Source organism: Paenibacillus sp. F4, assembly GCF_002894905.1.
In the GTDB taxonomy this organism is placed as follows: Bacteria; Bacillota; Bacilli; order Paenibacillales; family Paenibacillaceae; genus Paenibacillus; species Paenibacillus polymyxa_B.
Map to the genome: position 1 here is coordinate 123,884 of NZ_POVS01000006.1, position 14,986 is coordinate 138,869.

A 14,986-nucleotide genomic window follows, 5' to 3' on the forward strand; every position below is an offset into this window, starting at 1 on the left:
TTGTGCGCCAATCCGTCAGGGATTATAACCCCAAGGACAGGCTTCACTTGAGAAACAACTCAAGGGAGCCTGTCCTTTTTTGGTTTTGGCAGGTTTTATACTATTTTAAAGTACAGAAGGAGCGATACTCGCATAATGAAAGCTTTGGAGGAACGTATTCGTCAAGAGGGACAAATTTTATCTGACACCGTATTAAAGGTAGATTCATTTTTGAATCATCAGGTAGATACAGCATTAGCATTGGAGATTGGTAAGGAGTTTGCACGCCTTTTCGGTAGTGCTCGGATCACCAAGGTGCTTACAATTGAAGCTAGTGGTATTCAATTTGCTATGGCTACTGCTATTGCCTTGGGGGTCCCGTTCATTTATGCGAAGAAAAAGAAGGCAATCACGCTGAATGAGCAGGTATACTTCGCAGAGGTTCATTCGTTCACTCGGCAGGAAACCTATCAGGTGAGCATTTCTCAAAAATATCTCGATGCCAGCGACCATGTGCTGATCGTAGATGATTTTTTGGCTACTGGCGCAGCTTTGGTTGGACTTACGGATATTGTGAAGGAAGCAGGAGCGGAGCTGGCCGGGGTTGGCTGTGTGATTGAGAAGAGCTTTCAGGAAGGTCGTGGACTGTTGGAGCAAAGAGGCATTGCTGTGCGCTCTCTTGCGCGTATCGCTTCCATGGCACCGGGCGAGGTTCATTTTATAGAGGAAGCTGGCGCGGTGATTCCTTCCGTTAAGGAGAATGTGGGATGTTAAGTAAACAAAAGTTATTCGCGCTGGGCTTCCAGCATGTCATGGCGATGTACGCTGGAGCAATTGCTGTACCTCTAATTGTAGGGGGAGCATTGCACCTGACACCAGCCCAGATGGCTTATTTGGTGGCTGCCGATTTGTTCACTTGCGGGATAGCTACGTTATTACAGATTATGGGCACACGCTTTTTCGGTAGTAGACTGCCTGTCATTTTAGGCTGTACGTTTACGGCAGTAGGGCCCATTATCGCAATTGCTTCGACCTCAAATTTAGCGACAGCGTACGGTGCCATCATTTTGTCCGGTATATTTGTGGTGTTAGCAGCACCGTTGTATGGCAAGCTGCTACGCTTTTTCCCGACGGTCGTTACGGGTTCGGTCGTTACGATTATCGGTCTATCTCTTATTCCGGTGGCGATGAACAATGTAGCAGGGGGCCAGGGCAGCGCGGATTTTGGACAGCCACGCAATTTGCTGCTGGCGTTAGTTACACTACTGGTTATCCTGCTTGTGAATCGGTTGGCAAAGGGCTTCTTGCGCTCGATTTCCGTGCTTATTGGTTTGTTCGCGGGCACAGTGGTTGCTTATGCGATGGGAATGGTGCATTTTGCTCCCGTGGCGGAGGCCTCATGGGTGAGCGTTGCGCAGCCGTTTTATTTTGGTAAGCCAGAGTTTAGCATGATGGCAGTTTGTACGATGATTATCGTCAATATTGTCAGTATGGTTGAGTCTACAGGCGTTTATTTGGCAGTAGGCAAAGCGATTGATCAGAAGGTGGAGCAGAAGCAGATCGTCAATGGTCTGCGTTCCGAAGGACTTGCGATTATGCTTGGGGGTATTTTTAATGCGTTTCCTTATACAGCTTTCTCGCAAAATGTAGGTCTGATCTCACTTACACGCGTCAAATCGCGTAACGTTATTTTTGCTGCGGGCGGCATCATGGTCGTTCTTGGTTTGCTGCCTAAGCTGGCTGCCTTAACGACCGTGATTCCTAACGCTGTGCTGGGTGGGGCGATGATCGTCATGTTTGGCTCGGTTGCTGCATCAGGCATGTCTATTTTGTCAGAGGTGGATCTGCGGAAGGAAAGCAATCTGCTGATCGCAGCATGCAGCATTGCCGTGGGCCTAGGCTCTGCCGTTCTGCCACAAATGTTCGACCAGCTGCCGAGCTTTGCCAAAATGCTGTTGCAAAATGGTATCGTTTCGGGCTCGATTACAGCGATTGTCTTGAACATCGTTTTGACGAGAAAACAGGGCGAATCGGTCAAAAGCGTGACGGTTCAGGAGGTTCCACAGAAGGTTTGATGATTAGGAATAAATAAAGATAGCCGGAGAGAGGACGTATGCCTCTTTTCCGGCTTTTTGGCATGGAGTTATCCAGAACTAGTTATTTATTAAGCAGCATGAAGTTATTGATGAAACCCTCTTCCTGTATAAAGATCGGGGTTTGGATTTTCGAAGTAAAGTCATAATAGTACACGCCGCGTCCTTCCTCCTGATTTTTCTGAGAGGCGCTGCCTAAATAGTAGATACCCTTGCCGTCTGGGGACATATAGATAAAGCTTCGGGATGAAATGGGTAGCTCTAATTTGGTGCGTTTTCCAGTCGCAATATCGACAAGGCTATACTCGGGGTTGCCGTGATTAATGAAACGGGCAGTGACTAGGAGCAACTGATCATTACTGCTGGACAATGATAAGATTTGTTCGTTCTTTAGTGTAATGACAGACCGCTCTTGTTTAGTGGCGTTGTTGATTTCTGTAACCTTGTAGTCCGGAGGGAGCATAGTGGACTGTTTCTTGGTTGCGATGTCTCTTTGTTTATCTCGTCCATTTTCGGAAAATTGGGAAATGTACGTTGCGCTTTTGCTAGAGTTGTAAGATACAGACCAAGTATTCATATCCTTATTTTCATCATGTAAGAACTGCATTGTATGAGTCGATTTATTGTAGAAAATCGTTTTAAGTGTACGCTCTCCTTTTTTGACTGCAGCTAGTATAAGTGGACCTTCTGGAGTAGTTGGCACTATACGATTAATGGCAAATAAATTATCGGATAATTGTTCAGTTTTTTTTGAATTTAAGTCGTACGAAAATAGTTGGTCTCCCTTATCATCCACATCGGCAGAGTAATAAATTTTGTGATCAGGTAAGGACACCACGGAAAGTGGGTATTGAGAGGTATAAGGAACATCGGCCAGTTTGGTCATTTTTTTACTGCTTAAGTCATACGTCATGACCCGCATAACCATACCTTTATCTGTATTTTTCCCATTCACATATTCTGTATAGGTCATGGATAGATATTGGCCCTGTCCGGCTAGAGCTGTCTTTTCCCCTGATTGGACTTGTTTGGATGGGACTGGTTCTGCTGATGGAGTAGAGGATGGAGAGCAGGATGATAACAGAGCTGGAACGAGCAAGGAAAGTATAATGAATCCATAACTTCTTTCTTTCAAAAGGAACATCCTTTCTAAGATGTGGATTTGATTACGATAAATTAAAAAAAGGGCAAAAGGGACAGAACATAGGCCCTATCCCTTTTTTGAGGATAAAGAGATATTAGAATGTGTAGAAATATCTTCCTGAAAATGAAAGAGAAGAACTCCATGTCAACCCTAAATCCTGCACACCTGTTTTCCAAATATCAATGACTGCATCTGGAAGACTTCCATTATCAGCTTTGACAAAGCTAGTAGAAATATTGTTATCTATATTTCTTACTGCAATGCTTGTTCCAAACTCAGGATTATCAATAGCCCCTTTTGTTGCACAGTCGCCTCTTTTTAGTGAATTGGAATTTTCACCAGTTGAGTCCGTAAAATTTGTCCCTCTACCTGTGCCTTGAACCTTGCCGCTCGAAGTTCCGGTAATGACAATTTCATTATTATGTGCTCCGTATGTATAAGTCCCAGGTGCTTTGCGTGTTCCGCGTGGTAGTGCCTGAAGTGATACATTATTAGTAGTAATCACATTTTCCTTTTGATCAGGCAAGATAATATCTTTGATGTAACCTTCGCCATCATAAATTACTTTTAAACCAGGTTGAGGGTCAGGGTTATCAATATGATATACCGGCAGTGATTTGGCTTCTTCTTTGATTTCCTTAACTCGTGCTTCTTCCTTCTCTAGCTCAATTTGTTGTTCAGCAGTAAGTGGGGCAATAGCAGCTAGAGATTTTTGTGGTTCAGGTACTGGAGTTCCCTTTTCTAGTACAACCATATTATTGTTCTCATCATATTGGATGATAGTACCCGCCAACATCTGGTCAGGGATTTTTTCTCCTTTCTCAGCATGGGAGATTGCTGGACTGACGACCCCCAAAGAGATGAGTAACGTTGCTGCCAGAAAAGCTTGTGGTAGAAACTTTACTTTCATACAAAGTGCCTCCTTGAAAAATTTGTAAATCCATAGATAGCATAAAGGAGCTTACACACCATGTCAACCTTTTAATGGTATATATGAATATATTTATCTGTATTTGTATTAGCAAGAGTCCATTAGTCTGATATATATACGATATTTAATGACAGCCTTATAACAGCGGAATTGATAGTCCAGCAGGAGTAAGAAGCTGAAGGAGTTCCCCAAATGAATATTAGGAGCTTGATAATCTACTAGAAGAATTTGCTAGAGTGGTAGGAAGGGGCATGGTATAATCTAAATTATGGATTTTGAATAGTGGTGGATGTTTTCGGACCACGGTGCAGCTTCCCGATAGGGGGTGAAGCCGATGGTCACACTTGTGTCGTGCTACGATGTATTGCGTTGGATGGTTACGTTACTAAGCCTGGTGTTTAGTATTCGTAAACTTTATCGCTGGCTACGTCGAAAATTTCGGAACAAGCGAAAACCCACCGCGTAATTAGGTTAGGCGCCTAACGGTGGGTTTAGCTAAGTATTTAGCGCGCCGTGGTGATCCACAGCCTTTCAAGTCCTAAGAGTCTTTGCCGTTGGCGCGGCGAAGACTCTTTTTAGTATACGGACACAAAGGTTATCTTTATACCTAATTTTAGCACGTTCATTTCGTGCACGCAACGAATAGCCATTACCTTCATTCTTGCCATATTGTTCAAATTTAAATTATTGTGCAGCATTTATTGACAAGCCTGTGACAACAAAATAAGATCGTAATGGAAAGAAATAAAGGAAGAAAACAGGTGTGAGCCGGACGACTCTATGTACGGGGTTTTGTTGAGACCATGTGGATAGTTGTTGAGCGTGTTCACTTAAAAGGGAAGTTCGGTTGATTCCGACACGGGCCCGCCACTGTATACAGGCATCAGCAGGATACTGCTGGAGCTTTCAGAACAGCCACTGGAACTGTGAAGAACCGGGAAGGCCTGAAAGATACGCTTGGAGTCAGGAGACCTGCCTGTTTTGACATCACTGTCAGACCCACGGGATGCTGGGGAGGTGGTTAGGCGTGCTGCATACGGAATGTCTGAAACCGATCTGATCCCTTCTATGTTTTTGGAGTTGGCTTCGAGGTGTGTTTTGACATTTTATAATGAAAGCATTTCTGACTGCTGATCAAGTGGTCCGGAATGCTTTTTTCGCGCTTTGCGTTAGGTTTATATGATTTTACAAGATAGAGGGGGATTCATCGAATGATTAGCAATCGTAGCAGGCGTTCATGGTTGATATATACAGGGATGATGCTGTTGCTGGCAGTTATGGCTCTTTCGGGATGTGCCAGCAATAAGACGTCGGATAGCTCCGGCAAAGGTGAAAACGCGTCAGCACAACAAACAGCGACAGATAAAAAGCTGGTAATGGCGTATACATGGAAACCGTCAGGCGTTGACCCGCATGGAGATAATAGCTGGGATGTGATGCGATCCGGTGCAGGTGAGACACTGGTACGTTTGAATGAAAAGCTGGAGCCTGTGGCTTGGCTGGCAAAGGAGTGGAAGCAGGACAGTCCTACAGTTTGGACGTTCAGCTTGCAGGATAAAGTCACTTTTCATGATGGAAAGAGTATGGATGCAGCAAGTGTAAAAGCATCTTTGCTACGATCTATCGAGAAAAGCCATCTGGCGAAGGATTTACTGAATGTGAAGTCCATTGATGTAAGCGGCCCGCTGGCTTTGAAAATCACGACAAACCAGCCGAACGCGGCGCTGGTGTCCAATCTAGCTGATCCATCGACGATTGTACTGAATGTGGCATCGATGAAGGATGAGCAGAGCTACCCAGCGATGACAGGCGCCTTTAAAATTAAAGCGTTCAGCAAGGACCAATCCTTGGTCGTAGAGCGTTATGACGGATATTGGGGCGAGAAGGCACGATTGGCTGAGGCGACAATGAAGTTCATTACGGACGGGAATTCGCGCCTGATGGCGCTGCAATCCGGCGAGGTGGACGTAGCGACGGATATTCCGGTTGATAACGCAGAGGTACTGAAAAAGAACGACAAGCTACAAGTGCTGTCGGCTCCCTCCTTGCGCACCCATATGATCGTGTACAATATGGAATCGCCAGTATTCAAGGATGCGGCGAACCGTAAGGTGGTGGACAGCCTGATTCCGCGCACATCGATTGTGAGCGCCGTCATGAGGGGCTTCGGTACGGAGGCAAGCTGCCCGTTCCCGAGTATTCTTCCCTTCGGTAAAGTTGAGCGTAAAGCGCTGGACGGAACGGCAGAGCAACTGTTGACGAAGGATGGCTGGCAGAAGGACGCCCAAGGGACATGGACTAAGCATGGCAAGCCGTTCGAGGTTACGCTGCTGACTTTCCCTCAGCGTCCGGAGCTCTCTGTTATGGCTGAGGTCATCCAAAGCCAATTGCTGAAAGAGGGAATCCAGGTCAAGATTCGCAAGGTGGAAAATATCGACGAGGCGTTGACCAAAAACGATTGGGATTTTGCTATGTACAGTATGCTTACTGCTCATACAGGAGAGCCACAATATTTTATGGACATGTTTTATTCTTCGAAAAGCGAAGCCAATGTAAGCCGTTATAGTTCCAAACCGTTGGAGAGTATTCTTAACAGCTTGAAGCTGGCGAAGGATACAGCGCAGCGTAATGCCGTGACACTACAAGCGCTGGATATCATCAATACGGATTTGCCACAGTCGTTCATTGTGCATCCTGATAATGTGTTTGGCGTGAAAAAAGGGGTGGAGGGTTTTACACCGCATCCGATCGAGTATTACTACATTACAGCGCAATCCGATATTGCGGAATAACGAGCTGCGTATCCTATGATTCGTTTTATACTGGAACGTGTGGCGCAGCTGCTCATCATTGTATTCGTTGTATCCACGCTGACTTTTGTACTGATGCGGCTGGCTCCTGGTGACCCTGCTACCATTTTGCTCACCGCGCATAATGTCCCTGCCTCTGAGGAAGCGTTGACGACGCTACGGCAGGAACTGGGCTTAAACGAACCGCTTCATATTCAATATGTGAACTGGCTGCGGGATGTGTTCACAGGGCATTGGGGCACCTCGTATGTATCCAAGGAATCTGTGCTAGCCGAACTGTGGAACAGACTGCCTGCTACTGTGGAGCTAGCTGCTGCGGGCTTTGCCGTCATGACGGTGCTTACGCTGGGGCTGGGGCTGGCTGCCTCGCTAAAAATCAGCGGCCCACTGGATCGTCTGGGCAGGCTGTTCGCCCTGCTGGGATCGTCGATCCCCTCTTTTTGGCTTGGTTTTCTGTTGATCTATCTATTCTCCGTTCGCTTGGGCTGGCTCCCATCCATGGGAAGGGAGGACTGGACACATCTAGTGCTCCCAGCGCTGACTCTTGGTGCAGGTTTGGGAGCTGTGCAAGCACGTGTACTGCGTGCTCAAATGCTGGAGCTGGGTGACCGGAATTTTGTGAAAGCAGCGAAGGCCCGAGGCTTTTCCCGTATGCATATCCTCTTTTTTGAGATATTTAAGCATGCGGTTCTGCCTATAATTACACTGCTAGGCACCAATCTATCATTTATGCTGGCAGGTAATGTCATCGTAGAGACCATTTTTTCATGGCCGGGGTTGGGCAAGTATTTTATAGATGCGATTACACAGCGAGATTATCCGGTGATTCAGGGGTATGTTATTTTTGCTGTATTTTTAATTGTAGGAGTTCAGTGTTTGGTGGATGTGGTCCAGACGGCGATAGATCCGAGGCTGCGTTTGCGTTAAGGGGGAAGCTGAAAATGAAAAAGATACGGCTTTCCTTTCAAGGGAGCTTGCTGGCAGGAGGCGTACTGTTTGGTCTGATCGTGCTGCTTGGGTTATTAGCTCCATGGGTCGCTCCTCATGATCCTCTTCAAGTGGATCTTTTGAACCGTCTGGCACCACCCAGTCGGAAATATCCTTTCGGTACGGATCATCTGGGTCGGGATGTGCTGTCACGGCTAATTTACGGGATTCGGACGAGCGTGCTAATCGCATGTGCAATTACTGTAGCTACGCTGTGCTTCAGTCTGCCTATAGGGTTGCTCATTGGTTATGTGCGCGGACGCGTAGACCAGCTGGTCATGCGGGGAATCGACGGCGTACTGGCTTTTCCTGATATTATTTTAACGGTGGCGATTGTGGGCATTTTGGGTCCAGGTTTTGTTAACATGACCCTTGCGATTGTTGCGGTACGGTGGGCGGGCTATGTCCGGTATATCCGTAGTCTGGTTCAAAAAGCCTGTCAGGAGGACTACGTTCGGTATGCCCGTTTATCCGGCAATTCACACGTACGTATACTGAGCCGTTATGTATTGCCACAAGCGTTGCCGCAGTTGTTGGTTTATGCGGTATGGGATATCGGACGCGTGGTGCTGATGATCGCTGGGCTGTCCTTTCTTGGACTGGGTGTACAGCCGCCCAAGCCAGAGTGGGGCGTGATGCTGCATGATGCAACCTCATATTTTCAGGTGGCTCCGCATGTCATGATTTTCCCGGGCTTGGCGATTATGCTGTTCGTACTTGCCTGCCAGCTTTTGGGCGACCGCTTTTCGGAAAAGGGGGCGGCCAAATAGTGGAGGATCAAACAGCCCTTGGGGGCAAGGATACGATAGAACAAGTGGCAGGGCGAAAACCGTTGTTACACGTGGAACATTTGGAAATCTGCCGCACAGGCGGAGGAGCAAGCGGAAGTGGGAGCAAACCACTGCTGAGTGATGTGAGCTTTTCCATATATTCAGGGGAGATTGTAGCCCTGACCGGACCGAGCGGATGCGGCAAGAGCCTGACCGCACACGCAATCGCAGGCATGCTGGAGCCAGGTATCGGTGTTACGCAAGGACGTATCTACTATAACGGGGAAGACATTCTCCCGTTCCAGGAACGGCGCTGGCAAAGGCTGCGCCGAGAGGATATTGCCCTGCTCATTCAACAATCGCTGAGCGGGTTGAATCCGATCCGGACTGTCCGCGCCCAGCTGATGGATACGCTTAGACTGCACGGGCGGCGTCGGATGCCGCACGACCAGATGGAGCCGGTGCACGCTGATGCAGCCCCATCCCACACTGCACCGCAGCAAGTTCACCCACTGGGCGTGCTGCCACGGATGCGGCAGATGCTGAGTCGTGCCACGGAGATAGCCAGAGGAGGCGCTACTCCAGTGCGGGAGACCTATTTGCGCTCTCTGCTCCGCAAGGTTGGGTTTGCAGATCCTGAGCATATTTTGTCGTCATATCCTTTTGAACTAAGCGGAGGCATGTGTCAAAGGGTGCTGCTGGCTGCAATGTTAAGCTCCGGTCCGAGCCTCTTTATTGCCGACGAGCCTACTACGGCGTTGGATGTTATCAACCGCGACAAGGTTTTGGCATTGCTGCAACAGTTGAGAGAAGACTTTGATCTCACCATATTGTTGATTTCACATGATCGCCAGGGTATGAGCCGCATAGCAGATCGAGTGTTGGAGATGAGCCCGGAAGGGAGGATGCACCAGTGATGCTGGAATTGAAGAATGTGACCAAAGCATACCCTGTCCGCAAACGGAGAAAAGGTTGGTTCAGCACGCAAGATAGCGAGCAGGCCGTGAAGAAGGTGAATCTGGAGCTACGCCAGGGAGAATGTCTTGGATTGGTTGGAGAAAGTGGAAGTGGCAAAAGCACGCTGGCACAATGTATTCTAGGGCTGGAGTCGTTGACCTCGGGGGAGATTTGGCTGGGTCATCAGCCTATACATTTTGGAAAGATGAAGGATGTTCAGCTGTACAAACGAATCCAGTTGGTTGCACAGGATTCGTCCTCCTCATTGCATCCCCGTATGACCATTCGAGATATTTTAATGGAGCCGATCCACAACTATTTTCCTGAGCGAAAAGCGAAGGCACCGGATATTTGTCTGTCGCTATTGGAATCGGTAGGATTGGAGGCTGACAGTCTGGAAAAATACCCAGCGCAGCTGAGTGGCGGGCAAAAACAGCGGGTGTGTATTGCCCGAGCGTTGGCGGTGGAGCCGGATATTATCTTGTTCGATGAATCGATCGCCAATCTGGATACGACAACGCAGTCTTCTGTACTGGACATGCTCAAAAGAATGCAGATGGAACGTCAGTTGTCCTACCTATTCATCACTCACGATCTCCAATCTACTCGTCAGTTTTGTGACCGCGTTGCCGTCATGGTTCAGGGGGAGATCGTGGAAATATTTAAGGAATGGGATGAAGACTTGTTACAGCATGAGTACACGCGTACTCTGTTTCAAACGTTGGAGAATTAAGCCATAAATTTAGGATTTTGCAAAATTTGATTCCAGTCGCTCCAAAGTGCAATATCTAGACGAACTAGTCCATTTCGATCTATATCTTGTTCATTGGAAGTCGCTTATTGGATTTTTGCAAAATCCTCATTCTACAAATTTAAAATAAATAAGAGGATTGCTTGTCGAATGTTGTTGACAAAATAGAACGTGGTACCTATTCTAAATATGATTATGATAATCATTATCACATATATAGAAAAGGGGAAATACATTGATGTCCGTTCGACACCGCAAGACTGCCACACTTATGTTGGTGGCGCTCTTCTTATTATCCGTTGTTTTGGGCTGCGCGAAGCAGGAGAACACCCCTGCATCCACCTCTACTGGCGGAGCTGCCAATGAAAAGTCGATCACGCTATCGTGGCCGCGTGACATTGGTACGATGAATCCTCACGTATACAATCCTTCCCAACTTTTTGCACAATCCATGGTTTATGAGCCGTTAGTCAGCTACAAGCAAGGAGGCAAGCTGGAGCCTGCTTTGGCTGAATCCTGGACTATTTCAAAGGACGGCAAGATATATACGTTTAAGCTGCGCAAAGGTGTGAAATTTTCGGATGGAACGCTATTTAATGCAGCCATTGTCAAAAAGAACTTTGACGCTATTATGAAAAATGAGAAAACGCACAGCTGGCTTGGTATAGTAGGCGTTCTCGACAAAACTGAAGCTGTAGATGACAGCACCTTCCGAATGACGCTCAAAGAGCCATACTATCCAGTGCTTCAGGATTTGTCTGTCGTTCGCCCGTTCCGTTTTCTGGGTGAAGCCGGGTTCCCGGATGATGGAGATACGTCCAAAGGAATCAAGAAACCTGTAGGTACAGGACCTTGGATACTGGATGAATACAAGCAAGATGAGTATGCAACCTTTAAGCGTAATCCAAATTATTGGGGCACTGCACCAAAGGTGGATAAAATTACGGTAAAAATCATTCCCGATGGCGAAACCCGTGTAATGGCCTTTGAAAAAGGCGACCTGGATCTGATTTATGGAGAGGGTGTCATTAGTCTGGATGCTTTCAAACAGCTTCGCGACACGAATCAGTATGTTACCACGCTGTCCGAGCCTGTCGGTACAAGAAGTCTGTTGCTCAACTCATCCAATCCCAAGCTGGCAGACCTTCGGGTACGTCTGGCACTCCAGCATGGCTTTAACAAGCAGGCAATGGTGGAAGGTGTAACCTCGGGGCTGGAGGAAACAGCGGACACGGTTTTATCCAAAAACTATCCGTATACGAATGTAAACTTACAGCCTGTTGGCTATGATGTGGAAAAATCCAAAGCGTTGCTGGATGAGGCTGGCTGGAAGCTGCCCGCAGGTGGTACAGTACGGGAAAAAGACGGACAACAGCTGGATTTTGAGCTGATTTTTGATAAGACTGATCCGATCCAAAAGGCGATGGCTGAAACCATTCAGGCTGAATGGGGAGAACTGGGTGTCAAAGTGAACCTGACCGGACTGGAGCTGACGGTTCAAATTAAGCGCCTTAGATCCAACCAGTTTGATCTGTACTTCTGGTACAACTATGGTGCGCCTTATGATCCGCATTCCTTTATTAATGTCATTGCCAAGAAGAGCTTCGGAATTTCCGAGGTGCTGAGTGCCCTTCCGATGAAGAAAGACCTGGATCAGCAAGTACACGAAGCGCTCTCATCGACAGATGAAACCAAGCGTCAAGAGCTGTATGCTTCGATTCTGAAGACGCTTCAGGAGCAATCTGCCATTGTGCCTATTTCTTATATTAAGAAAACGGCAGTGTACCAGAAAAAGATTACAAACTTTGTATTCCCGGCTAATCGGGATGAAAATCCGTTTGAGGGAATTGAAATCGGAAAGTAGCTGAAGCCGATAGGTAACGGTAGTTTACAGGATAGGAGGACAACTCATGATCAGCTATATCGGGAAGCGAATGGTAGCGGTCATTCCTATTGTTCTCTTTGCCACCCTCGTTACCTTTGCACTGATTCATATTTCACCAGTTGATCCGGCCGAGGCCTATTTGACGGCTGCTCATATTTATCCTACTCCAGAGATTCTGGAGCAGAAAAGACATGAGTTCGGACTGGATCAGCCTTTGTTGACGCAGTATATGCATACACTTCAAAGAATCAGTCAATTGGACTTTGGTACTTCGTATCTGACCAACAAGCCAGTGTGGGATGAGGTCAAGGTTCGGCTGCCCGCCACTTTTGAATTGGCTGTGAGCAGTATGTTGCTATCTATTGTGGTGAGTATTCCGCTGGGCGTGCTGGCGGCGATGCGTAAAAATGGCTGGATCGACATGCTTAGTCGAGGAATTTCATATTTTGGCGCGTCTATACCCCAGTTCTGGCTGGGATATTTGTTAATCTTCTTTTTCTCTGTCCGATTGGATTGGCTCCCTGTAGAGGGGCGAGGAACGTGGCAACATCTGGTGTTGCCCACGTTGACCCTGTCGCTGGTTCTGATTGCTTTATATACGCGCTTGCTGCGTTCCAGTGTGTTGGAGCAGCTTCAGGAAACGTATGTGCAGTATGCCAGAACTAGAGGAATCCGTGAGCGGGTGATCATGCTCAAGCATGTACTGAAAATTGCCATTGCTCCACTGATTACAAGTATGGGTATGAATTTGGGCAAGCTTCTGACCGGAACAATTATTGTGGAGCAGGTGTTTTCATGGCCCGGATTTGGCCGTTATTTTGTGGAAGCGATTTTTAACCGGGATATTCCCGTCATACAATGCTATGTGTTTTTGGCGGCATGCCTGTTCATCGTATGCAATTTGCTCGTTGATCTGGTGCATTTGTATATGGACCCCCGAATTTCATCGAAGGGACGAGCAGAGCAGTGATGATAAGGTTGCGTACAATGTTCAAAGGTCAAAAGGTAATCGTGGTCTGCTCTGTCGTACTGGCTGCTCTTTTTATCATTATGGCGCTAGCTCCTTGGCTGGCTCCCCATGATCCGGTTAAAGTGAATTTACTGCACAAGCTGGAGGGACCTTCGAAAGAATACTGGCTGGGGACCGATCATTTGGGTCGGTGCAATTTATCCCGGTTGCTGTATGGAGCACGGATTTCCCTCGGTTTTGCGACATTAATTTTCCTGTCCTCGCTTAGCATTGGCGTTGTGGTCGGGTCGCTAGCAGGTTATGTGGGCGGCTGGGTTGATAGTGTGTTGATGCGGTTTTGCGAAGGTATTATGGCGTTTCCGAATTTGGTGCTTGTGCTGGGCATTGTCGGTATTTTTGGGCCGGGCCTCATGCAGGTGCTGCTTGCCTTAATGATGGTGCAGTGGGTGTATTATGCCAGAATGTGCCGCAATATGGTCGTCAGTCTGAAAGAACGGAATTTTATAGCTGCTGCAAGGATTAGTGGGTCCTCCTCAGGGGCCATTATCCGGCGGCATATTATTCCGAATGTGCTGCGTCCGATTGTGGTCATTGGTACGCTGGAAATGGGCTGGGCGATCATGGATATTTCCGCGTTGTCGTTCCTTGGTCTAGGCATTCAGCCGCCGACCCCTGAATGGGGAGCCATGATTCATGAGGGAACGGGATACATTCGCAGTCATCCGGAATTAATGATCTATCCGGGAGTTATGATTCTGGTGGTGGTGATGGCCTTCAATATATTGGGGGAGGCGCTGTCCGACCGATACGGAATTGCCAAACGTCAGTAAAACAGGAGTGAGTTACAACGATGGACGACAGGGCGAAGGTGCTGGAGGTCAGCGGCTTACAGGTGAAGCTCAAAACCGATGCTGGGGCGGTATCTCTGCTGGAGCCAACTCATTTTGAACTGAAAAAGGGACAGGTACTGGGTCTTGTCGGCGAGAGTGGAAGCGGCAAAACGGTGACTTGTAAAGCGTTGCTCCAACTGCTGGATCGCCAGACGATGGACGTCGAAGGTAGTGTCCGTCTGAACGGGCGTGAGCTGAACGGAATGGCGGCCGAGGAGATGCGCCGTATTCGGGGCAAGGAAATCGCGTTTATTATGCAAAATCCGATGAGCGCCTTTACGCCAGTGTATACGATCGGAGCTCAGTTTATGGAAACGGTCCGCACGCACACCGGATTAACCAAACGACAGGCCCGTGATCTTGCCATAACGGCTCTGGAAAATATGAATTTGCCCGATCCAGCCAAGCTGATGAAGCGTTATTCGTTCCAGTTGAGCGGCGGGATGCTGCAACGAGTCATGATCGCCATTTCCATGTGTCTGCGGCCAGCAGTGGTTATTGCGGATGAACCAACGACGGCACTCGATGTGGTCAATCAGCTACAGGTGCTAAGAGAGCTGGATCGCTTGCGTACGGAATACAATACGTCCATTTTGCTGATCTCGCATGATCTGGGCGTCATTTCCCAATTGGCGGATGAAGTGGCTGTCATGCAGCAGGGTCGTATTGTTGAGCAGGCTGAGGTCCATCAGTTGTTCGATCACCCGCAGGATGAATATACGAAAATGCTGTTGCATGTCAGACCCAAGTTGTCCATTCGGGGCATGAATCAGGTAGGTGGTTAGTCACCTGTTTGACAGTTACACTTTTCAAAAGGGG

General features: G+C 47.8%; 13 protein-coding genes and 1 riboswitch. Of the genes, 11 read left to right on the forward strand and 2 right to left on the reverse strand.

Annotation, left to right across the window (positions count from 1 at the left end; genetic code table 11):
* Positions 1-135: 135 nt before the first annotated feature.
* Complete coding sequence (locus C1T21_RS03105; protein ID WP_103047170.1) at positions 136-753, forward strand: xanthine phosphoribosyltransferase; 618 nt, start codon at positions 136-138, stop codon at positions 751-753.
* The gene (locus C1T21_RS03110) at positions 747-2,054 is read left to right on the forward strand and encodes a nucleobase:cation symporter-2 family protein (RefSeq protein WP_103047171.1); all 1,308 of its coding nucleotides are present in this window, start codon (positions 747-749) and stop codon (positions 2,052-2,054) included. Before C1T21_RS03105 ends, C1T21_RS03110 begins: the two co-directional genes overlap by 7 nt.
* A gap of 82 nt (positions 2,055-2,136) precedes the next feature.
* Here C1T21_RS03110 and C1T21_RS03115 read toward each other — a convergent pair whose 3' ends face one another.
* Together C1T21_RS03115 and C1T21_RS27715 are read right to left on the reverse strand one after the other, a co-directional pair.
* Positions 2,137-3,207 (reverse strand): hypothetical protein, encoded by a 1,071-nt coding sequence (locus C1T21_RS03115; protein ID WP_103047172.1) that lies wholly within the window; start codon positions 3,205-3,207, stop codon positions 2,137-2,139.
* A 103-nt stretch (positions 3,208-3,310) separates the two neighbouring features.
* The gene (locus tag C1T21_RS27715; protein ID WP_258012349.1) at positions 3,311-4,126 is read right to left on the reverse strand and encodes a hypothetical protein; all 816 of its coding nucleotides are present in this window, start codon (positions 4,124-4,126) and stop codon (positions 3,311-3,313) included.
* Between the two features lie 811 nt (positions 4,127-4,937).
* Positions 4,938-5,141: riboswitch (cobalamin riboswitch) on the forward strand.
* 217 nt (positions 5,142-5,358) lie between these two features.
* Here C1T21_RS27715 and C1T21_RS03125 point away from each other — a divergent pair.
* The 9 genes from C1T21_RS03125 to C1T21_RS03165 all read left to right on the forward strand — a co-directional run bounded on the left by C1T21_RS03125 (position 5,359) and on the right by C1T21_RS03165 (position 14,952).
* Positions 5,359-6,939, forward strand: coding sequence for an ABC transporter substrate-binding protein (locus C1T21_RS03125; protein WP_103047173.1), 1,581 nt, complete (start codon positions 5,359-5,361; stop codon positions 6,937-6,939).
* A 15-nt stretch (positions 6,940-6,954) separates the two neighbouring features.
* Entirely contained in the window at positions 6,955-7,884 is a 930-nt protein-coding gene (nikB, locus tag C1T21_RS03130; RefSeq protein ID WP_103047174.1) for a nickel ABC transporter permease, read from the forward strand.
* A gap of 14 nt (positions 7,885-7,898) precedes the next feature.
* Positions 7,899-8,714, forward strand: a complete 816-nt coding sequence (locus tag C1T21_RS03135) for an ABC transporter permease (protein ID WP_103047175.1) — start codon at positions 7,899-7,901, stop codon at positions 8,712-8,714.
* On the forward strand, positions 8,714-9,631 hold the full coding sequence (locus tag C1T21_RS03140; protein WP_103047176.1) for an ATP-binding cassette domain-containing protein: 918 nt from the start codon (positions 8,714-8,716) through the stop codon (positions 9,629-9,631). Before C1T21_RS03135 ends, C1T21_RS03140 begins: the two co-directional genes overlap by 1 nt.
* Entirely contained in the window at positions 9,628-10,404 is a 777-nt protein-coding gene (locus C1T21_RS03145; RefSeq protein WP_103047177.1) for an ABC transporter ATP-binding protein, read from the forward strand. The genes C1T21_RS03140 and C1T21_RS03145 overlap by 4 nt, the downstream gene beginning before the upstream one ends.
* A 256-nt stretch (positions 10,405-10,660) precedes the next feature.
* Entirely contained in the window at positions 10,661-12,286 is a 1,626-nt protein-coding gene (gene nikA / locus C1T21_RS03150) for a nickel ABC transporter substrate-binding protein (RefSeq protein WP_103047178.1), read from the forward strand.
* Between the two features lie 46 nt (positions 12,287-12,332).
* Positions 12,333-13,277: a nickel ABC transporter permease subunit NikB gene (gene nikB, locus C1T21_RS03155; protein ID WP_039271919.1), complete on the forward strand. Its 945-nt coding sequence runs from the start codon at positions 12,333-12,335 to the stop codon at positions 13,275-13,277.
* Positions 13,277-14,107 (forward strand): nickel ABC transporter permease subunit NikC, encoded by an 831-nt coding sequence (gene nikC, locus C1T21_RS03160; RefSeq protein WP_080682961.1) that lies wholly within the window; start codon positions 13,277-13,279, stop codon positions 14,105-14,107. The genes nikB (C1T21_RS03155) and nikC overlap by 1 nt, the downstream gene beginning before the upstream one ends.
* Before the next feature lie 20 nt (positions 14,108-14,127).
* Positions 14,128-14,952 carry an ABC transporter ATP-binding protein gene (locus C1T21_RS03165; protein WP_103047179.1) on the forward strand — a complete coding sequence of 275 codons (825 nt, stop codon included), beginning with the start codon at positions 14,128-14,130 and terminating at the stop codon, positions 14,950-14,952.
* Positions 14,953-14,986: the final 34 nt, after the last annotated feature.